13 protein-coding genes are annotated in these 16,520 nt (G+C 74.8%); all 13 read right to left on the minus strand.

The genetic code is table 11. From position 1 onward, the window contains the following. Positions 1–12 precede the first annotated feature (12 nt). Entirely contained in the window at positions 13–1,653 is a 1,641-nt protein-coding gene (locus ACIQD7_RS25105; RefSeq protein ID WP_402444398.1) for a nitroreductase family protein, read from the minus strand. A gap of 75 nt (positions 1,654–1,728) precedes the next feature. Then, positions 1,729–3,681: a TOMM precursor leader peptide-binding protein gene (locus ACIQD7_RS25110; RefSeq protein WP_402444400.1), complete on the minus strand. Its 1,953-nt coding sequence runs from the start codon at positions 3,679–3,681 to the stop codon at positions 1,729–1,731. Beyond that, the gene (locus ACIQD7_RS25115) at positions 3,671–5,959 is read right to left on the minus strand and encodes a TOMM precursor leader peptide-binding protein (protein ID WP_402444401.1); all 2,289 of its coding nucleotides are present in this window, start codon (positions 5,957–5,959) and stop codon (positions 3,671–3,673) included. Before ACIQD7_RS25115 ends, ACIQD7_RS25110 begins: the two co-directional genes overlap by 11 nt. A 154-nt stretch (positions 5,960–6,113) precedes the next feature. Beyond that, a complete protein-coding gene (locus tag ACIQD7_RS25120) occupies positions 6,114–8,042 on the minus strand; it encodes a BTAD domain-containing putative transcriptional regulator (protein ID WP_402444403.1) in 1,929 nt (642 codons plus the stop codon). A 483-nt stretch (positions 8,043–8,525) separates the two neighbouring features. Next, positions 8,526–8,696, minus strand: coding sequence for a thiazolylpeptide-type bacteriocin (locus ACIQD7_RS25125; protein WP_031128743.1), 171 nt, complete (start codon positions 8,694–8,696; stop codon positions 8,526–8,528). 142 nt (positions 8,697–8,838) lie between these two features. Continuing rightward, positions 8,839–9,234, minus strand: a complete 396-nt coding sequence (locus ACIQD7_RS25130; RefSeq protein WP_402444405.1) for a hypothetical protein — start codon at positions 9,232–9,234, stop codon at positions 8,839–8,841. A gap of 61 nt (positions 9,235–9,295) precedes the next feature. Then, positions 9,296–9,562: a GlsB/YeaQ/YmgE family stress response membrane protein gene (locus ACIQD7_RS25135; protein ID WP_121830918.1), complete on the minus strand. Its 267-nt coding sequence runs from the start codon at positions 9,560–9,562 to the stop codon at positions 9,296–9,298. A gap of 67 nt (positions 9,563–9,629) precedes the next feature. Beyond that, complete coding sequence (tatA, locus tag ACIQD7_RS25140; protein ID WP_402444407.1) at positions 9,630–9,890, minus strand: Sec-independent protein translocase subunit TatA; 261 nt, start codon at positions 9,888–9,890, stop codon at positions 9,630–9,632. A gap of 68 nt (positions 9,891–9,958) precedes the next feature. Further along, positions 9,959–10,534 (minus strand): TerD family protein, encoded by a 576-nt coding sequence (locus ACIQD7_RS25145; RefSeq protein WP_121830916.1) that lies wholly within the window; start codon positions 10,532–10,534, stop codon positions 9,959–9,961. A gap of 178 nt (positions 10,535–10,712) precedes the next feature. Beyond that, positions 10,713–11,693, minus strand: a complete 981-nt coding sequence (locus ACIQD7_RS25150; protein ID WP_402444409.1) for a sporulation protein — start codon at positions 11,691–11,693, stop codon at positions 10,713–10,715. Positions 11,694–11,882: 189 nt separating this feature from the next. Next, the gene (locus ACIQD7_RS25155) at positions 11,883–12,905 is read right to left on the minus strand and encodes an NUDIX domain-containing protein (protein WP_402444411.1); all 1,023 of its coding nucleotides are present in this window, start codon (positions 12,903–12,905) and stop codon (positions 11,883–11,885) included. Between the two features lie 39 nt (positions 12,906–12,944). Beyond that, positions 12,945–14,018 (minus strand): phosphotransferase family protein, encoded by a 1,074-nt coding sequence (locus tag ACIQD7_RS25160; protein WP_402444413.1) that lies wholly within the window; start codon positions 14,016–14,018, stop codon positions 12,945–12,947. After that, the gene (locus ACIQD7_RS25165) at positions 14,015–16,036 is read right to left on the minus strand and encodes an ABC transporter ATP-binding protein (protein WP_402444415.1); all 2,022 of its coding nucleotides are present in this window, start codon (positions 16,034–16,036) and stop codon (positions 14,015–14,017) included. The genes ACIQD7_RS25160 and ACIQD7_RS25165 overlap by 4 nt, the downstream gene beginning before the upstream one ends. Between the last annotated feature and the right edge of the window lie 484 nt (positions 16,037–16,520).

The following is a 16,520-nucleotide window of genomic DNA, read 5'->3' on the forward strand; positions in this document are numbered from 1 at the left end:
CCTCCGGGGCCGTCAGGCGATCTCGTGGCGGAAGTCGGCGGGCCCGGGCCGTTCGTGACCGAGGGCCATGATGAGCAGCGGTGCCTCGTCGCCGTCCGCGAGCCCGAGCCGCTCGGCGTACGAGACGTTGTCGAAGCCCAGCGCCACGCCCGCGCCCAGGCCCAGGGCCGAGGCCGCCAGGTAGAAGCCCTGGGCGACGGCCCCGGCGGTGGCGACGGCGAGCCGGTAGCCCCGGTCGCCGACGGCGTCCAGGACGGCGGTGGTCCGCACGGTGGGCACCAGGACCGCTCCGGCCTGCTCCAGGTTGTAGTTGGCCAGGAAGTAGTTCTCCTGGAGGAACGCGCCCTGCGGCCCGGTGACGACCGGACGCAGGTCGCCCCGGTCGGGGTCGTACGCGTACGCGCCCGGCCCGATCCCCTCCACGTGGTTGACGAAGGCGTAGAGCCGGGCGAGCCGGTGCTCCCCGGCCGGATCGGTGTCACCGGCCAGCCGGGTCCCGGCGCAGGCCGCCAGGACCGCCGACAGGTGCCCGGCGGACACCTCCCGGCGCGCGTCGAACCGGCCGAAACTGGAACGCCGCTCCCGCAGGGCCCGGCGCACCCCGGTGTCCGGGAAGGCCGGTGCGGGCAGCGGGATCCGCGCGCCCCCGCCGTCCGTGTTCGCGGGAGCCGCGTCCGTACGGGCCGCGGCGGCGGCCAGCGCGCCCGGGGCGGGTCGTGCGGCGGCCCTCTCCAGGGTCGCCCGGTGCATCGCGCCCACCTGCGGGAAGTCGAGGAGGGTACGGGAGCGCTCGGTGTCCCGGTGCCGCACGGCGGGCCGGTGACGCGGGTCCGTGCGCGCGGTCTCCGCGTGCGCCGCCCGGGGCCCGTCCCAGTGCAGCGGCACGACCGCGAACACCGCCTCCTCCTCGCCCGGCACCCCGAGCAGCCCGTTCAGGGCGGGCTCGTCGAACCACAGCACGGGCGCGAGCCGCAGTCCCCGGGCGGCGGCCCAGATCCGCCAGGTCTGCGCCAGGGTCCCGAGGTCGGTGCAGACCACGTGGAAGCAGAAGCTGTTGTACTTGAACGAGTTCTGCCAGTACTTGACGCCGAGGATCAGGTACTGGTCGGTGTCGAGGGCCCCGTCGGGAGCGTCCGGACCCAGCGCCTCGCGCACCCGGCCCGTGACGTCGCCGGTCAGCAGCCGTTGCAGGGCGTGCCGCTGGACGTCGTAGTAGTGCAGGCCCGGGACGAGGGGGCCGGAGGGGCCCGACGCCCAGTGGACGCTCACCGGGTAGAGCCCGCCGCCGCCGGCCGTGCCGCGCGACCAGTTGGCGTGGGGGTAGAACGGCAGCCCGGCCAGATCGGTGTTGGCCTGCACGCCGAGACGGCGGCCGGTCAGCCCGTACGAGTCCTTCAGCATCGCGGAAAGCAGCGGGAGGCCGAACCCCGGATGCGCCCCGGGCGCGGGGACCCCGGCGGCGCCGGGCAGCAGACCGGGCGCGACCGGGACGTCCGCGAGGTCCTCGGTGTCCGGCAGCGCGAACGCCTCCGCGTCCGGGTGGAACTTGCCCCGGCGCGGGCCGTCGGCCCAGTTCACGACGTGGTCGGTGGGCTCCATCGGAACGCGGCCCCGGTGCAGGACGGCGTGCGCGTACTCATGGGCGTACCCCATGGGATCCCCCTTTCTCCGGGTTTCCCCGGGCGTCGGGCGTACTCGCCCGGTCGGATGGCCTTGCCCGTCGGGGCGTCACGGGAAGGGGTGCGGGCCCGGGTTCAGATCGGTCGCGGTCAGGTCGTCCGGCCGCAGGCCCGCCTCGCGCAGCGCGGTCCGCGTGCGGGGCATGTGCCGGGCGCGCTGCCGCGTCCAGCCGAAGTCCAGCGGCAGCAGACCGGGCACGAGCACCTTCACGGTGTGCAACCCCAGGGCCCGCTGCTCGGGCGCGGTCTGGTCGACGACCACCACGTCGAACCCGGCGGCGGTCACGGCCTCCACCGCCACGAGCAGGTCGTCCCGCACGTCCGCCCCCGTCCGGTCGAACCCGGGCGGACGCAGCCCGGCCACGGCCACCGGCTCCGGGGGCGAGGGCCTGCGGAGCAGGAAGTCGGCGTGGCGGCCCATCTCCGGCACCGCGTACACCAGCGGATGGTCGTGCAGGCTGGTGATCCGCCCGAAGTCCTCGGCCATGGCCCGGTATCCGGCCTCGTTCCGCTCGAACCGCTGGAGGAGCTGCACCGAGTCGGTGGCGATCTCGCACAGCGCCGCGGCGAGCGCCGCCTCCGGGTCGAGGGACGCCCCGGCCCCGAAGCACATCCGGGCCGGACCCCCGTCGAACCGCTCGGCCACGCCCGTCACCACGGGTACGGGGAAGGTGATCCGGGTGTCGAAGAACCGGGCCCGGTAGCCGTACAGGGCCATCCGCTCCACCATGACCCGGGTGTGCGGGTCGGCGCTGGTCGCCGGGTCGATCTCGGGGAGCGGCTGCCTCCCGTGCCAGGCGAGCAGGAAGGCGTCCCGCTCCAGGACCTCCATCAGGCCGCCGAGCACGGCCTCCTCCAGACTGCCCCCGGAGGAGCAGCCGTTGGAGCTCTCCTGCACGAACCGGTGCTCGATCCCCGGCTTGTGGTAGTACGCGAGCACCTCGGGCACGGGACGGGGGATCCCGTCCCGCAGCGACCAGCCCCACACCCACGGGACGGGACGGTCCGGGGCGAACGGCGGCACCCACGGGTTGGCCCGGTGGAACTCCTCCGCGTAGAGACCGGTCTCCCGGGGGTCGACGGCGGTCGGCCCCAGCTCGTCCAGGGTCGCGGTCAGGGTGACGGCGCGCCCCCGTGCCCGCATCCCCGCGAAGCGCTCCAGCCCCTCCAGGACGCCGATCAGGGTGCTGGCGCGGTACGCGTCGGCGTGGCCGCCCCAGAACGTCTCCCGCAGGTACTCCCCGGAGCGGCTGGAGAAGCAGCCGACGGTGGCCGAGGTGGTCGGCGAGGTCACGTCGCACACCACCGACGGACCCACCGCGCCCCAGTGCGGGTTGGCGAACGCGTCCACCGGGAGGCCGTACGCCTCCACCGGCCGCACCCGCCCGGCGCCCGGCCGGTACGGGGGCGCGGGCCGCAGGACGAGCGCCGCCGCCTCCGCCGTCACCGGCTCCGGGACGCCGCAGCCGGGACAGTCCGGTTCCGGCACCAGCGGATGGTGCCGTACGGTCAGCCGCTCCAGGTCCACCAGCCACACGTCCGGGAAGGGCGCCCGGCCGTCCGGGGGAGCGGCGGCGAGCCCGGCGACCAGGGCGGCGACGGCCCGCGCGGCGAACGGCGTCCGGTACGGCCAGGGACCCGCCTCCCGGGTGCCGCCGCGCAGTTCGAGCCCTTCCCGCAGCCCCACCGAGCGCACGCCCTGCCAGCGGCGCTCCAGACAGGTGCCGCAGCCGGGCCGGTCCGCCACGGGCCAGGGGCCGACCAGCGCCTGACCGCCGTACAGGTGGACGGGGAGCGCGGGGCGCGCGGCCGCCTCCTCCCGCCGCACCCGGAAGGCGTCCCGTACGCCCAGCGCCGAGACGGCGAGGTCCGGGACCGGGCGGCCGGGCGCGGACGGCAGCTCCGCCAGGGCGCGGCGCAGGTCCTCGGCGAAGAGGCGGCACGCCTCGCGTCTCGGTTCCCCGGTCCCGTCGACCGGGGCCTCGGCGAGCTCAGCGGTCATCGCCGGCCGCCCTGGTGAGCAGGACCCGGACGGTGTGGATGCCCGCGGCGGGCAGGTCGGCGGCGTGCGTGGGCACGACGAGGGCGTCCCGGCCGGAGGCGGCGAGCCGTTCCAGTACGTCCGCCCAGGTCACGGCGGGGAGCGCGGGCGCGGGGGCGTCGGCGGTCACCGGGACCAGGGCCGGGTCGAGGTCCGCGAGGAGCGGGTCGCCGGTGTCGGGTGCGCGCTTCGCGCCGGACGCGTCCTCCGCGCCGAGGGCGCCCTCCGCGGCGAGTTGGGCCGCGCCGAGCAGGTCGCGCAGGGCGTCGGTGGCCGCGTCGGCCCGGGCCAGGGCGGCGCCGACCGCCCACCCGCCCGGTCCGTCCGGCCCCGTCGTCCGGGTCCTGGCGAGGACGACGGACACCCCCGTGTGCTCCTCCTCCCCGAGGTCGAGGAGCTCGACGTCCAGGCCCAGGTGCCCGGCGGACCGCAGCAGGAAACGGGTCTCGGGGGCCTCGTCGAACACGGCCGGGGGAATCACCGCCGTACGCCCCGCCCCCCGTACGGACCGCCGCAGCGCGTCGTGGGCGAGCGCGGACAGCAGACCGGCCGCCGAGGCCTCCGGCAGACCGGGACCCGCGCCCGCCCCGGCACGGGACGGCTCGAAGCGGCGGTCCGGATTGTCCGGCCCGAAGGGACGGACCGCACCGGCCGGCACCCGGACCGGCTCCTTGGTCAGGAGCGACGTGGCCAGGACCCAGGAGGCCACCGGATCGCCACCGGCACCGGTGGCCGTGGTCAGCGCGTCCGGATCCACCCGGTGGGGCGCCTGCTCGTGACCCGAGGGGGAACCCGCCCCCACGGGGACGGTGGGGACGACGTGCTCGGCGTACACCGCGGCGGCGGCGTCGAGCGCCCGCAGCCGGGCGCCCGCCGTGTGCTGGACGTCGAAGGCGACGACGGTCCGCGTCCCGGCCGCGCCGAGGCCGACCTCCACGGCGCCGACCTTCAGCGGGGTCTGGGTCACCGGCTCGTCCGCGTACCGGGTGAAGACCCCGACGGACGGCCGGACCGCGAGCGAGCGGCGGTCGAGGTCCGCGAGCGGGCCCTCGGTCGCGCCGTCCTCGGGAGCGGCGGCGACCACCGGCCGGAAGACGGACCGCCCGGCGGCCTCCGCGAGGTCGACGGGCTCGGCCGGGGCGGCCTGCGTCCGGCAGAACGGGCAGCGCGGATGGGGCAGCAGCCGCTCCGCCAGGACGTCGAAGGAGGCCGTGTCCTGGAGCAGCACCTGCCCCCGCGTCTCGGCCGGCAGCGCCTCCGTGACCAGCCGGAACACCTCGTACCCGAGCAGATTGCCGACCATCGCGGCGAGCGGGCCGCGCGGAGCGGTCCCGGAACCCCCGTGCGAGGCGGGCCCGTTCAGGGCGAGGCCGCTCCAGAGGTCGGCCGCCACCGCCGCGTCCCCCGTCGCGCCGAGCCGCAGGGCCGCGCAGGCCACACAGCCCTCGGCGTCCGGCGTACCGGTCGGCCCGACCACCACCCGCCCGCCGAAGATCCAGGCGGGAAGCAGGAGACGGCCCTCCGGGACGCCCTGCCGCAGCAGGGCGACCGACGTTCCGAAGGCGTCACGGCCCGCGGCGGCCACCACCACGTCGTACCCCGCGTACGCGTCCCAGCCGACCGCTCCGGAGCCGGCGTCCGGCAGCACCGCCACCTCCGCCGGACTGCCCCCGGCGGTGAGCTCCTCCGCCTCCGCCCGGAGCGCGCCGAACTCCGCCGCCGTGGCGGGCCCTTCGGCGAGGGCGGCCTCGACGCCGACGGAGGCGCAGCCGTTGCGGATCAGGGAGAGCGCGCACCAGCGGGCGGCCGGGCCCTCGCCGAGCACGGCGACGCGGGTGTTCCGGAAGGCGGCGAACCGGCCCTCGGCGCCGTCGGCGTAGTGGTCGACGTACGCGATCTGCGGCGCGAACCGGGCGGCGACCGCCGGGTCCACGGACGCCTCCCCCTCGGCCCGGTCCGGTACGGGCCGGGCGAAGCCCCGGGCGTACAGCGCCTTGACCAGGCTGCCCACCATCGCCTTCTGCGGCTCCTTGAAGCCCTCGCAGATCTCCGCCACGGTCCGGCCGCCGTCCAGGTGGGGCACGAGGAGGGTGGCGAACCGGTAGGCGGAAGGAGACGCGACCTGGAAACCGCCGTCGGCGTTGTGGAAGATCACGCCCTTGGGCGTCTCGGTGAACAGCACGTCGCGGCGCACCCTGGGCCGGGTGCCGGCGGTCTCCTCGTACGGCGTCGTGGGCATGGGGGAAACGCACCTCCGGGTCGGGACCTCGTGGGCCGCGCGGAACTGAAAGGCGGGACGTACGGGGGCGCGGAGGACGGGCCGGGTAGCCGCTCTCCGTCATGGAGTGGAGTGGAGCGGGGTGGGGTGGAGCGGGGCGGGGGCGGGGCGGCGGTCAGGTGGCCCCGGACGGCAGCGCGTGCCGGACCGTGGCGACGACGGCCTGGGGGACGCCGCCGGCGCGGCCGGAACGGTGCAGCGCGTGGGCGCGGAACAGCGGGTTCATCCGGAGGGCGCCGGGCTGGTCCTCCTCGATGAGCCCCGTGTCGAGGAGCCGTTCGAGCACCTCCTCGGCGTCCGTCTCGGGGACGGAGAGGGCCCCGGCCGCGTCCGGCGCCGTGATCCGCCCGTCGAGGCGCGCCAGCCGCAGGTGTGCGTCGGCGAGCGGGGCGGGCAGCCGGCGCAGGGCCCCGTCGAGGGCGAGCGGCACGGACATCCGGGGGTCGTCGGGCAGCGCGAGCCGGGCGGGCAGGTCCCGCAGCAGCCACGCGGAGTGGTCGGCCAGGCGCATCCTCGGCCGGGTGAGCAGCCGGGCCGCGACGATTCGCAGGGCGAGCGGCACGTGCCCGCAGGCCTCCGTGAGGGCGTGCGCGGCGGCGGTCTCGGCCGCCACCCGCTCCTCTCCCAGGACGGCGGTCAGGAGCGCGCGGGACTCCGGCGGCGTCAGGGCGCCGAGCTGGAGCACCGCCGGTCCGTGCGTGGCGACCAGGGCGGCCAGGCCCATGCGGCTGGTGACGACGACGGCGCCGCAGTCGGTGACGTCGAGGAACCGCCGCACCTGGTCGGGGTGCACGACGTCGTCGAGTATCACCAGGGACGCGCCGGGCGGGGTGCCGGGGGAGGCCGCGGAGGGAAGGAGCGCCCGCAGTTCCGCGGCGGCCTCGTCGGCGGACCGGGGCGTGCCGTCGGGCCCGCTCAGCGACAGCAGCGCGGCGCCCGCCGGGTACCGGTCGGCCACCAGGTGCGCGGCGTGCAGGGCCAGCGCGGTCTTGCCCATGCCCGGACCGCCCGAGACCACCGCCAGCACCGGGGCGGAGCCGCCCTGCCGGTCCCCGCTCAGATGGCTCACCAGGGCGGCGGTCTCCCGGGTGCGGCCGGTGAAGCCGGGGACGTGGGGGAGGCGCGGCCCCGGGTGGCCGTTCTCGGCGGGCGGCGCCGGCGCGGGCGGTGCGGGTGCGGGTGCGGAGGGTGCGGGTGAGGGGGGTGCGAGCGGCGCGGACGCGTGCGGTGCGGGTGCGAGCGGTACGGACGCGGGCGGTGCGGGTGCGAGCGACAGGGACGCGGGCGACGCGGTGTCCTGAACCGGCCCCCGGGGCTCGTCGCCGCGCAGAATGGCCAGTTCCAGTTCTTGCAGTTCCGTGCCGGGGTCGACGCCGAGCTCCTCCCGGAGGTGCGTCCTGATCCTCCGGTACTCGGCCAGTGCCTCGTTCTGCCGCCCCGCCCGGTAGAGCGCCCGCATCAACTGGGCGGCGAGCCCCTCGTGCTGGGGGCGGGCCCGGGTCGCCTCCCACAGGTCCACCAGGACGTCGCGACATCGGCCCCTGGCCAGCTGGATCTCGCAGACGCGCTCCAGGACGCGTAACCGCTCCTCGACCAGCCGGGGCACCTCGTCGCGGTGCAGGAGCTCGGAGGGGACGTTGGTGAGGAGGGGGCCCCGCCACAGGTCGAGGGCCCTGCGCAGCAGGGGGAGTTCGTCCTCCCCGGCCCCCTCGGCCCGGGCGGTCAGACGGCGGAAGTGCAGCAGGTCGAGGGTGTCCCCGTCGGCCGGGAGGAGGTAACCGCCGGCGACCGCGACCACCGCCTGGTCCTCGATGTCGTACTTCGCGAAGAGCCGCCGCAGCCGCAGGACGCAGCTCTGCAGGGCCGCCTTCGCCGTCGCCGGCTGCTCCTCGCCCCAGACGGCCTGCCGGAGGCGGGACGTCGGCACCACCTCGCCGGGGCGGACCAGGAGCGCGGCGAGCAGCGACGTCGGTTTGGCCGGCGGGAGGACCACCACGTCACGCCCGTCGGTGATGCTGAGCGGACCGAGCAACTGGAAGCGCACTGAGTTCCCTCCGTTGACGGTTGAACCCCTACCGGAACGGCATGTGCCACGGCACTTCCGGGAAACGCGCTTTACGGCCGCAGGCAGGACGGAGCGCCTGTGAAGCCGTCTTCACGCGTGGTTCGGCCGTGTGGCAGTGGTGAGTGTCTACCTGCGTAGATCGCACGGTCAAGGGGGGGCCGTGAAATGCCGGAGGGGCACGGAGGGAGCGCGGGACGGGGCGCGCGGCGGCAGCGTCACTGGTGGGGGAGGCCCCGTCGCCTTCCGGACGAACTCGCCCACCTCATAGGCGATTTGGCATCTGTACGGCGTTTCCCGGGCGTTGTCGCGGTATTCACGCGCACCCGGCCGGGGCGGCGGGGGAAGGGCCACGAGGGCATGGCGAACGCCCGGCCGGCGCGCCTCTCCTCGCGGAGAAGGGCGCCGACCGGGCGCGGTCCGCGCCGGCCACGGGCCGGCGGACGCTGCCGCCCCGACCGTGGGTCAGGCGGAGCAGGAGGTGGTGCTGCAGGTGGAGCTGGAGGTCGAGGTGGAGCTGGTGCTGGTGCAGCCGGCCAGCACGACCTCGCTGGCGTCCGAGTAGTCCGAGATCTCGAAGGTCTCGGCCTCCAGCTCCAGGATCTCGTCCGCGAGGGTGCTCAGGTCCTTGTTCATGGTGCCTCCCGATGGGTCAGGGCGGATCGCCGCGGCCGGTGACCTCGTGGGTACCGGTACGGGACCATTCCACCGCCCTCCGCTCACCGCCGGGCACGTCTCCCGCTGGCACACCGCTGACGGTTCGCTGGCACGCGCCGCCCTACCCGTCGGTGTCGTGGACCGCCGCGAGCTCCGCGATCAGGTCCGCGTCGCGCATCCCGGGCAGGGCGTACCCCTCGGCCTCGTCCCAGGGGACGTCGCCGTCGTCCAGGTGCACGTGCCACTCCGCGTCCGGGAGGGCCCGGCGCAGCTCCGTCACGGAGTCCAGGACGTGGGCGATCACCGGCAGCAGGCGGCCCGGGTCCGTCGGCATCTTGGTGGACCCGGCGAGGATCTCGCCGGGCCCGCCCGTGGAGCCGTCGTACAGGTACAGGCTCTCCTCGTCGTCGTACGGGAACGACGCCAGGTGCGCGGCGGCGACGCGCGCGACGGAGGCCGACTCGGCCTCGGTCAGCGGCGTCGCGCGGTGTGCGTTGTAGTACAGGGAAACGCTCATGCGACGGACTGTACGGCGGGGGTGTGACAACGCCGTCCGCGCGGCGCTCCCCGCCGCCGGGTCAGTCGCGGGAGTTGCCGAACAGCAGCCGGTACGCGACCAGGAGGACGAACGACCCGGCGATGGCGGCGCCCCAGGTGGCCAGGTCGAAGAACTGGTTCTCTATCGGCCGGTCGAGGAACCGGGCGGAGAGCCAGCCGCCGAGGAAGGCACCGGCGATGCCGATGAGGGTGGTGCCGATGAACCCGCCCGGGTCGCGGCCCGGCAGGAGGATCTTGGCGATGGCTCCGGCCAGGAGTCCGAGGACGATCCAGCTGATGATGCTCATGGAGGGGAGGCTGCCTTCCGTACGGCGTCGGGGCGGTGTCTGTCGGGGTGCCTGCCCGGCTGCCGGCTCAGGCGCGGGGCGCGTCGGGGCCGGCGGGGCCCGCCGGGGGACGGGTGGTGTCGCCCGGGGCGGGGTGGACGATCCCCGTGATCACCGTCGGCCCCTCGGTCGTGGACGGAGGTGTCTCCTCGGCCTTCATCGCGGCGGCCTCGCTCTTGAGGATCCGGGCCGACTTGCCCATCGAACGGGCGAGGTCGGGGAGCTTCTTGGCGCCGAGAAGCAGGATGACGACGATGAGCAGAATGGCGATTTCGCTGATGCCGAACATGGTGTCCGTGTCCTCTTCGGTGAGGCGAGGGGCGTGGGTGCGGGCGTGAGGCGGTGGGCGGGCGAGGGTCAGACGTTCACGCCGAAGTCGGCCGCGATGCCGGCGAGGCCGGAGGCGTATCCCTGGCCCACCGCGCGGAACTTCCACTCGGCGCCGTGCCGGTAGAGCTCGCCGAAGACCATGGCCGTCTCGGTGGCGGCGTCCTCGGAGAGGTCGTAGCGGGCGAGTTCGGCGCCGTCGGCCTGGTTGACGACGCGGATGAAGGCGTTGCGGACCTGGCCGAAGCTCTGGCCGCGGTTCGCGGCGTCGTGGATCGAGACCGGGAAGACGATCCGCTGGATCTCGGCGGGAACGGCGGACAGGGCGACCTTGACGCTCTCGTCGTCGCCGTCGCCCTCGCCCGTGAGGTTGTCGCCGGTGTGCTCGACCGAACCGTCGGGGCTGGTGAGGTTGTTGTAGAAGACGAAGTGCCGGTCGGAGACGACCTTGCCGGCCTCGTTCAGGAGCAGCGCGCTGGCGTCGAGGTCGTAGTCGGAGCCGGTGGTCGTCCGCACGTCCCAGCCCAGACCGACCACGACCGCGGTCAGTCCCGGGGCCTCCTTGCTCAGCGAGACGTTGCCACCCTTGGCCAGGCTCACACCCATGCCGCATCCCTTCGTACGGGACCGGGCCGGGCCCGGCCCCGGATCATCGAGTACCAGTGCCTAGAAATCTACAGCAGTGTAGAAAATTACGGTATGTGCCCGTGTGCCCGTGTGCGCTCCCGGTCCCGCCGGGGGCTCGTGACCGTATGCTGCCCCGAGCCCCCGGCGGTGGAGGGTTCTACTCCTCGTCGCCCTCGTCCTCGTCGTCACCCTCGAAGAAGTCGCCCACTTCGTCCACGACTTCGGCGGCGACCATGCCGCCGACCACCCCGACGGCCAGCCCGGCCGCGCCGGCCGCGACCGCGGTGCCCACGCCGGGCCCCGAGCGGTGCCCGTGGTCGTGCCCGTGCCCGTGATCGAGGTACGAGTCCTGGGGGCGGTACGAGGCGTGGTGGTCCACGAGGCCGCCGATCCACTCCTCGACCCGGGCGTTCCAGTCGACCCCCTCGACCTCGTGGTGGCCCACGGTGAACCGGGTGAGCACGTCGTGGCCCCCGGAGAAGGGGCCGCCGCGCTTGTCGGCCTCCAGGACGACCTCCAGACCGGCCGGTCCGGCCAGGAACGTCAACTCGATCTCGTTGACCTGATGCGCGTACCGGGGGGCCGGGGTGATCTCGATCTCCTGGTAGAAGGGCAGCTGCTGCCCGGTGCCGTTGATGCGGCCCAGCTCCAGGTCGGCCGACTTGAAGCCGAACCCCAACTGGCCGAAGGCCTCCAGGATCGCCTCCTGGACGGGCAGCGGGCGCACCGCGAGCGGATCCAGGTCGCCCTTGTCCCGCGCTCCGGCGATCCCGAGCTCGGTGCGCACCCCGAGGACGATGCCCAGGCCCTGCCCGTACAGCTCGGTGATCGGGGTCTCCCACGGCAGCGGGAAAGAGAAGGGCACGCTGCGCCGCTCGTGCTCCGCGAGGCGGAAGTCCCCGCCGACCACGTGCCGGTGGAACACGACCGTGCCCTCCGACTCCCCCTCCTCGTGCTCGGCCTCCACCCGGGCCACCAGCTCCAGGGTGATGTGCTCGACGGTGAAATCGGCGTCACCCCCCTGGAGGTGGACCTGCCCACCGAGGACACCGCCCGGCGCCACCGCGCCCGGATCGAGCACGGTGTCCACCGAGGGACCCCCCACGCCGAGCGAGCCGAGCAGACGCTTGAACACCATCGGGCGTTCACTCCTTCATGTCACGGGCGCGACGCAGCACTTGAGCTGCGACGCTCTCTTGTCTACATGCGTGTAGAAGCATAGAGGGTGAACTCCGCACCGGGCCCGAGGTCCCGTGCGCGGGTGACCGGATCGGGTGCATGACGCCTTTCCGCCGTCCGGAGATCGCGGGAGCGGTACGACCGCCGGTCAACGCGGCCACCCCGCCTCGGTGTAGAGACGGCCTGCCCCGATTCCTTCGATCGCCGCGCGGGCGTACGGAACGAGGGCGTCGGGAAGGTCCTTGGGGTCCCACCACCGCCAGGCGACGCACTTGTCGGGCTCGCGCAGTTCCGGGACGCCCTCCCAGTGGCAGGCGCGGAAGAACAACTGGACGCGCGGCGGGACCCCGGGCCGGTGCAGCAGGTGGACGACGTGCACGAGGTCCAGGTCGGCCGGGTCGATCACGAGCCCGGCCTCCTCGTGCGCCTCACGGGCGAGACAGGCGGTCGCCGACTCCGCCTCGCAGTGCCCGGCGAGGAAGTGCCACAGGGCCCCCGCGTACGCCGAGTCCGGGTGCCGCAGACCGAGCAGCACCTTTCCGTCGCGCTCCAGCCAGAGATGGACCCCGACGATCTGCGGCACGCTCCCGGACGGGAAGGGGGACGGCGGGACGACCCCTTCGGCCGTACCCGAGCCGTTCAGTTTGGCCCGCAGCCCGGGCGAGGCCACCCGGTCGAAGGGCAGCCAGCACGTTCCGTCGGCCTCCCCGGACCCCAGGACGGGCTCCGGGGCGTCCTCGGCGAGCCGGAAGGCGAAGCGGAAGTCGTATCGCGGGTGGGCCGGTTCTTCTCCGGCGGGAGCGGGGGCGACGTCGATGTCGATCGGCCCGGCCTCGAAATCCGGCATCGGCGTGAGGGAGGAGGCCGGGAGCCCCGTCTCCTCCCCGGCCGTCCGCAGAGCGGCGGCCGACAGCGTCCCGTCGAAGTCCTCGACCCGGCTGCCCGGGAGGAACAGCCGCCCGGTTTCCCGGTGGTGGACGTGCAGGACCCGCCGCTCGCGGTCGACCACGACCGCGCTGCACGTGAGACCCCCGGGGAAGGCGACGCGGCTCGCCGGATCGCCGCCCTCGTCGAGCGCGTCCCACAGCGCCCCCAGGGCGCCCCGTTCGTCGGGATACCGCTCCAGGTACCCGGCCAGCAGGTCACCGAGGTGGAAAAGAACGAGTGGCATGTCAGAACCTCGCGGAGTTCGGGAGAGGGGAGACCGTGGTCATCGTGGTCCGCCCGCCGGGGCGGTGGGCCGGAGATGTTCGCGCAGGAGTTCCTCGGCCTCGTCCAGCCGCTCCCGCAGCACGGCGGCGGCCCGGTGCCGGTCCCGGGCGTACCACTCCAGGGAGTCGGTGGCCGGGCCGAGACCGGCCACGACCGTGTTCAGCGGATACACCGACAGCGCGAGGGCGACGGCGGCCACCCGCGCCACGCACACCAGTTCCTCCACCCCCACCGCCGGGTACCGCGCGTGGTAGGCGGCGGCGAGCCGGCCCAGGCCGTCCGGCCAGTCCGGCTGCGAGAGGACCGTGCGGGGGTCGAGCGCCAGCCGGCCCAGTTCCCACACCGGCCCCCGCCGGCCCGGCGGACGGAAGTCGATCAGCGCGGCCACCCGCCGGTCCTTCAGCAGGAGGTTCGGACCCGACAGGTCCCCGTGCACCAGCTGCGTCAGCATCCTCGGCGGGACCTTCTCCAGGAGCCGTTCGACCTCCGGGAGCCGGGCCAGCTTCTCGCGGGCCGTCCGTACCGCCCACCGTTCGAACTCCGTGGCCGGGGGAGCGGCCTCGTACCGGCGGACGAGGTCGGCGAGCCGCGCCGGGTTGCGCGCGAGGTCGACGGTCTTGTCCCTCGGCCCAGGCTCCGGCGGCCCGAACGCGTGCCGGGCCAGGCCGTGGTGCAGCCGGCCGACCACATCGCCGACCTCCTCCCACAGCCCGCCGTCCAGCCGCCCGTCCGCCGTCACCGCCTCGGGGACGTACTCCGTCACCGACACGGCCGTGCCCCGGTGCGCGGCGACGAACCGGTCCCCGCCCACCGTGGGCCGGGCGGCGGCGACCGGCACCCCGCACCGCCCCGCGTACGCGGCGAGCGCGGCGGCGCCCTCGGCCTCCGACACGTCCGCGCCGTGCGGGGAGGTCTTCACGAACCAGCGCCGTCCGTCGTCACCCGTGACGACGAAGTTCAGGGTGTCGGTCCCCGCCGGGCCCGTCTCGACGGCGACGGGCACGATGCCGAAGGCGTCGCGGAGCAGGAAGGTCACCCGGGAGGTCCAGGCCTCGGAGGGAGCGGGCGTCACGACGGTGCCGTCCCCTCGCCGAGCGGGGCGGCGGACCCGCCCGCGCCGTCCGCCGCCGGGGCGGGCTGCGCCGGCACCGACGGGGACGTGAACTGACGGGCCTGCAGCTCGTACGCCGTCCGGAACGCGCCCGTGCCCGTCGCCGGGTCCATGAGCCGCTCGAAGGTCCCCTGCTCGACGACCCGGCCCTCGTCGAGGACGTAGATCAGGTCCGCGTGGCGCACGCTGTGCAGGCGGTGGGTGATCAGGACCGTGGTCTGCCCGGTGCCGGCCAGCCGGTGGATCTGGTCGAAGACCCGCTGCTCGGCCGCCGGGTCGAGCGCGCTCGTGGGCTCGTCCACGATCAGGACGGCCCCGTCGCGGTACCGGGCGCGGGCGAGACCGATCTTCTGCCACTGGCCGCCGGAGATCTCCTGCCCGCCCTTGTAGCCGCGCGCGAGCAGGGTGTCCAGACCGCGCGGAAGGCTCCCGACGACCTCGTCCGCCCCCGCGTACCCGGCCGCGGCCCCGATCGCGGTGTCGTCCATCGCGGTCCCCGGACGGCCGATGCCCACGTTGACGCGCGCGGTGAAGGGCCAGCGGTAGAAGTCCTGGGCGACCATCGCGACACGGTCGAAGACCTGCGCGCGGTCGGCCTCGGCCGTGTCGACGCCTCCCCAGAGGACCCGGCCCGCGTCGGGGAGCCGCGCCCCGCTCAGCAGCCGGACGAGGGTCGACTTGCCGCTGCCGTTGCGGCCCACGAGAGCGACCGTCCGGCCCCGGGGGATGACCAGGTCCACCTCGTGCAGGGACGGCTTGTCCGCGCCGGGATAGGTGAAGGTCACCTTCTCGAACCGGATCTCGTCGAACCGCTCGGGCAGGTCGCGCCCGCCGGCGGGGATGGCGCGCCGTACGGCCTCGTCGCACAGGGTCTCCAGGTCGGCGACGAACAGGGCCTCCTCCTGGACCTCGGTGACGCGCAGGACGAGGTCGGTGATGCTCGCCGATCCGGTGCGGATCGCCAGTACGGCCGTACCGGCCACGGCCAGGTCCATCCGCCCGTTCCACAGCAGCAGCCCGAGGACGCCGTACGTGGCGACGGTCGCGATCCCCCGCGCCGAGTCCGAGAACAGGCCCGTGCGGGCGCCGATCCAGGCGAGCCGGGTCTGCTCGCGCTCGCTGGTCTCCGCCATCTGCCGATAGTGCTTCAGGAGGAACGGCGCCACGCCGTGGACGCGGACCTCGGCCGCCGCCTGCTGGTCGATCAGGAGCCGGCTGATGAGCTGGCCGGCCCGCACGTGCTGTACGAAGCGGTGCCAGCTGACGTACCGGTGACGGGCCATCGTCAGCGATCCCCAGGCGCTCGGCAGCGCCATGCAGATCAGCAGGGGCAGCAGCGCGGGGTGCAGCACGGTCAGGACGCCGGCCGCGGCGACCAGGGAGATCGCGGAGGTGACGACGGCGGTGCAGTAGACGACCATCCGCCGGGCCGACTCGGCTCCCCACTGGGCGGAGTCCATCAGCTTGTGGAAGACGTCGTCCTCGATCGCCTCCAGCTCCACCCGGGCCACCAGGCCGAGGTAGCGCTCGGTCGCCGCCCGCTGGACCTTCGGCTCCAGGACCCCGGTCGCGGCGGTCGACGCCGACTTGCAGGCCGACCCGACGACCGCGAGGACGGCCACCAGGACCAGCGACGGCAGCGCCGCCCGCAGCCGGCCGGTGATGTCGCCGGGGGCGAGCAGCTCGACGAGCAGGGCGTTGACCGCGATCAGGGAGACGGCCTGGGCGATGCCGCGCACGACCTCGCCGACGGCGACGGTGGTGAGGGCCCGTGGATCCGCCCGGCGGGCCAGCCGGACGGCGACCGCGACCTGCCGGGGCAGCGAGGCGGCCATGGAGCGGAGGCTGAGCTCGAGCCAGGCGCCGTTGTGGGCGCCCCAGCCGTAGTCGTAGGTGAGTTCGCCGCCGAAGAGGAGCTGCTCGGAGGCCGAGGTGCCCTCTGCCGAGGCCGTTCCCGGAGGGCTGTCGCCGTGGCTCATGCCGTCCCCCTCGTCTCCGGACGCACCGGGGGGAAGGTGTCGGCGGCGCGGCGGCCGAGAGGGATGGCGGGCGGGGGAGTCGGGGGGATCGGTACGGGACGCATGGCGGCCTCCGGAAGCGAGGAGGTGGGGTGTCGTCAGGTTCAACGAGACCGCCGCGCGTGTCGAACACATGTGTTTCGGACGCGGCGCGAACCGCATGGACGGGCGAATGGGCGTTCGTGCCGGGTACACCGATCCCTGCGGCGCGGGGGTCGTGCCTCGCCGTCCACATGGCCGAAAGAGGAATGTCCCCGCCCGAACGCTTCGAGTACGGGACCGGGGGGCGGCTGTGCGGTGGTGGGCGACTCCCGGCCGCACTGCGCGTGTGCGGGGACTTTGCGACGCCGAGCCCGACCGGAGGCGTACGAAACGGAGTCGTTCAGGCATGGGGGCCCTCAACGGCCTTTCCGAAACCGCTCGTTGTCGTCGCATGAACAAGGAG

It is taken from the genome of Streptomyces sp. NPDC093071, from assembly GCF_044754545.1.
Classification (GTDB): domain Bacteria; phylum Actinomycetota; class Actinomycetes; order Streptomycetales; family Streptomycetaceae; genus Streptomyces.

What these genes read in the sequence shown, in the direction of transcription:
- ACIQD7_RS25135 (WP_121830918.1), bottom strand. Translation starts at nt 9,562, where the DNA reads ATGAGCATCATCAGCTGGATCGTCCTCGGACTCCTGGCCGGAGCCATC.
- ACIQD7_RS25115 (WP_402444401.1), bottom strand. Translation starts at nt 5,959, where the DNA reads ATGCCCACGACGCCGTACGAGGAGACCGCCGGCACCCGGCCCAGGGTG.
- ACIQD7_RS25150 (WP_402444409.1), bottom strand. Translation starts at nt 11,693, where the DNA reads ATGGTGTTCAAGCGTCTGCTCGGCTCGCTCGGCGTGGGGGGTCCCTCG.
- ACIQD7_RS25105 (WP_402444398.1), bottom strand. Translation starts at nt 1,653, where the DNA reads ATGGGGTACGCCCATGAGTACGCGCACGCCGTCCTGCACCGGGGCCGC.
- ACIQD7_RS25125 (WP_031128743.1), bottom strand. Translation starts at nt 8,696, where the DNA reads ATGAACAAGGACCTGAGCACCCTCGCGGACGAGATCCTGGAGCTGGAG.
- tatA (WP_402444407.1), bottom strand. Translation starts at nt 9,890, where the DNA reads ATGTTCGGCATCAGCGAAATCGCCATTCTGCTCATCGTCGTCATCCTG.
- ACIQD7_RS25130 (WP_402444405.1), bottom strand. Translation starts at nt 9,234, where the DNA reads ATGAGCGTTTCCCTGTACTACAACGCACACCGCGCGACGCCGCTGACC.
- ACIQD7_RS25145 (WP_121830916.1), bottom strand. Translation starts at nt 10,534, where the DNA reads ATGGGTGTGAGCCTGGCCAAGGGTGGCAACGTCTCGCTGAGCAAGGAG.
- ACIQD7_RS25155 (WP_402444411.1), bottom strand. Translation starts at nt 12,905, where the DNA reads ATGCCACTCGTTCTTTTCCACCTCGGTGACCTGCTGGCCGGGTACCTG.
- ACIQD7_RS25165 (WP_402444415.1), bottom strand. Translation starts at nt 16,036, where the DNA reads ATGAGCCACGGCGACAGCCCTCCGGGAACGGCCTCGGCAGAGGGCACC.
- ACIQD7_RS25110 (WP_402444400.1), bottom strand. Translation starts at nt 3,681, where the DNA reads ATGACCGCTGAGCTCGCCGAGGCCCCGGTCGACGGGACCGGGGAACCG.